This is a genomic window from Streptomyces sp. SBT349 (assembly GCF_001083795.1).
Classification (GTDB): domain Bacteria; phylum Actinomycetota; class Actinomycetes; order Streptomycetales; family Streptomycetaceae; genus Streptomyces.
Map to the genome: position 1 here is coordinate 1 of NZ_LAVK01000581.1, position 2,583 is coordinate 2,583.

The following is a 2,583-nucleotide window of genomic DNA, read 5'->3' on the forward strand; positions in this document are numbered from 1 at the left end:
CCCAGGCACCCCCCCCCCCACCACCCCGCCATCCCCCCCGAGGCCGCCGACCGCGCCACCCTCACCCCCCGCACCCACGCCCCCGAGCCGAAGGGCCCCGTGGTCGCCCCCCTGCGCGGCGACGAGCGGGCCGCCCCCCCCCCCCCCCCCGCCCCCGCCCCCGCCCCCCCCCGGCACCCCCGCCTCGTTCCCGTGGACAGTCCCGAACCGGACCTGGCGCGCCCGTTGAGCTACGCTGGCCCCGCCATGCTGCGCGGCATCGCCGCCGCTTCGGCTCTCGCGGTCATCCCGCCCGGAGGCGCGGAGGCCCGTGACCGGGTCCGCCTCCTCGACCTCCCCCGCGTATGAGACTCCCCGCCTCCCACCCCAGAAGAACCGCCTCGGAGGACCTCTCCCACGGCGCCAGCCTGCCGCGGTATGTCGCCGGGCCGCTGGTGCAGGTCATCCGCCGCATCCTCATGGCGTTCGCCGTCCTGACCGCCGCCGTCGTCCTCGTGTACGCCGACCGCGGCGGCTACCTCGACAACCACGACGGGCACGTCAACTTCTGGGACGTCCTCTACTACGTGACCGTCTCCCTCTCCACCACCGGCTACGGCGACATCGTGCCCGCCTCCCACGGGGCACGCCTGATCACCACGTTCCTGATCACCCCGCTCCGCGTCCTGTTCCTGATCATCCTGGTCGGCACCACCCTCGAAGTACTGACCGAGCGCACCCGTGATCAGTGGCGCGTCGCCCACTGGAGGAAGAACTTGCGCGACCACACCGTCATCGTCGGCTTCGGCACCAAGGGCAGGTCGGCGGCCGAGACGCTGATGAGCGCCGGCCTGGCCAGGGACCAGATCGTGATCGTCGACCCCAGCGGCAAGGTCGTCGAGGGCGCCAACGCGGACGGCTACGCCGGCGTGATCGGCGACGCCACCCGCAGCGACGTCCTCGTCAGGGCCCGCGCGGACCGCGCCCGGCAGGTCGTCATCTCCACCCAGCGCGACGACACCGCCGTGCTGGTGGCGCTGACCGTGCGCCAGCTCAGCACCACCGTGCGGATCGTGGCCTCGGTCCGCGAGGAGGAGAACGTCCCGCTCCTGCGGCAGTCCGGCGCCGACGCCGTGATCACCAGCGCCAGCGCCGTCGGCCGCATGCTGGGGCTCTCGGTGATCAGCCCCAGCTCGGGCGCCGTCATGGAGGACCTCATCCAGCACAGCAAGGGCCTCAGCCTGCGCGAGCGCCCGGTCACCAAGTCCGAGGCGGGCCGCTCCCCCCGGGACACCGACGACCTGGTCGTCTCCGTCATACGCGGCCACCAGCTGCTCCCCTACGACGACCCGGACGCCGCGACGCTTGAGCTGACCGACCGGCTCGTGGTCATCCAGCGGGCCAGGCCCGAGGAGGCCAAGGTGCTGACCGACAAGCGGGAGCGCGGCCCCGGCTCCTGGCGCATTCCCCGCCGGTGACCTCGCCCGTCGCGGCACTGGCCGCCCGGCTGACGTCCTCGGCGGCCGAGCCGGGCGTGCCGGCGGAGCCCTCCGAGCCGGTGCTGCTCGCCGACCGGCCCAGCGGCACCGTGATCCGGCTGGGGGACGCCGTCGCCAAGGCACATCCGCCGTCCACCGACGCCGGGGCGCTGGACGCGCGCGTCGCCTCCGCCGCGCACCCGTCGCTCGCCGGGATCCTGCTCCCGCCCCGCCCGCCCGCCGCCGTCTCCCGGCTCCCCGACGGCCGCGCCGCCACCCTGTGGCCCTACGGCCTTCCCGTCGATCCCGCGTCCGTCCCCTGGGAGGCGGCGGGAACGCTCCTCGCCCGTCTGCACGCCGTCGATCCGGCGCCGCTCGGCCCGCTGCCACCGGCCGGGGGGCCCGCGCGGGCGGCCGGGACGCTCGCCCGGCTCCGCGCCACGGCCACGGACCCCCGGCACGCGGAGGCCCGCGCGGCGGTCGAACGCATCCTGGCCGCGCCCGTCGTCCCGCCGTCGGCGACGGCCCTGTGCCACGGCGACTTCCACCTCGGGCAGCTGGTGCGCCACCCCGTGCCCGACGGGTCCTGGCACCTCATCGACGTGGACGACCTCGGCCTCGGCGATCCCGCCTGGGACCTGGCCAGGCCCGCCGCCTGGTTCGCGGCCGGGCTGCTCGCGCCGGAGGAGTGGCACCGCCTGCTGGGCGCCTACCGCGCGGCGGGAGGCCCTGCCGGCGGAGGTGCGGAGGAGGACCCGTGGCTTCGGCTCGACGGCCCGGCCCGGGTCCTGACCGCGCAGTCCGCGGCCCGCGCCCTCATCCGCTGCGCGGCGTCGGGAAGTTCCCCGGACGAGGAAGATGAGGCTCTTCTCATCTCCTGCCTCAGGATCGCCGCCCTGCCGTAGGGTGAGTTCGCCAGGTGAATCGACCATGGAGCCGATATGCAGTGTCCCAAGTGCCGTGCGCCCATGCACACGTTCAACCGCAGTGGGGTCCAGATAGAGCAGTGCAGCGGGTGCCGGGGGCTCTTCCTCGACTACGGGGAGCTTGAGCACATCACCCAGCTGGAGTCCCAGTGGTCGCCGGGGGCCGCTCCGCCGCCCGCGCCCCCCTCCCAGCCCTACCC

3 protein-coding genes and 1 pseudogene are annotated in these 2,583 nt (G+C 75.2%); all 4 read left to right on the forward strand.

All coding sequences use genetic code 11. The features are described from left to right. Positions 1 to 348: pseudogene (locus ADY01_RS41180) on the forward strand (hypothetical protein); the annotation flags it as partial. Continuing rightward, on the forward strand, positions 345 to 1,457 hold the full coding sequence (locus tag ADY01_RS34845; protein WP_049580826.1) for a potassium channel family protein: 1,113 nt from the start codon (positions 345 to 347) through the stop codon (positions 1,455 to 1,457). The pseudogene ADY01_RS41180 and the gene ADY01_RS34845, both read left to right, overlap by 4 nt. Then, the gene (locus tag ADY01_RS34850) at positions 1,454 to 2,362 is read left to right on the forward strand and encodes an aminoglycoside phosphotransferase family protein (protein ID WP_234320539.1); all 909 of its coding nucleotides are present in this window, start codon (positions 1,454 to 1,456) and stop codon (positions 2,360 to 2,362) included. Before ADY01_RS34845 ends, ADY01_RS34850 begins: the two co-directional genes overlap by 4 nt. Positions 2,363 to 2,398: 36 nt before the next feature. Beyond that, a partial coding sequence (locus ADY01_RS34855) for a zf-TFIIB domain-containing protein (RefSeq protein ID WP_199826394.1) occupies positions 2,399 to 2,583 on the forward strand: 185 nt, incomplete at its 3' end.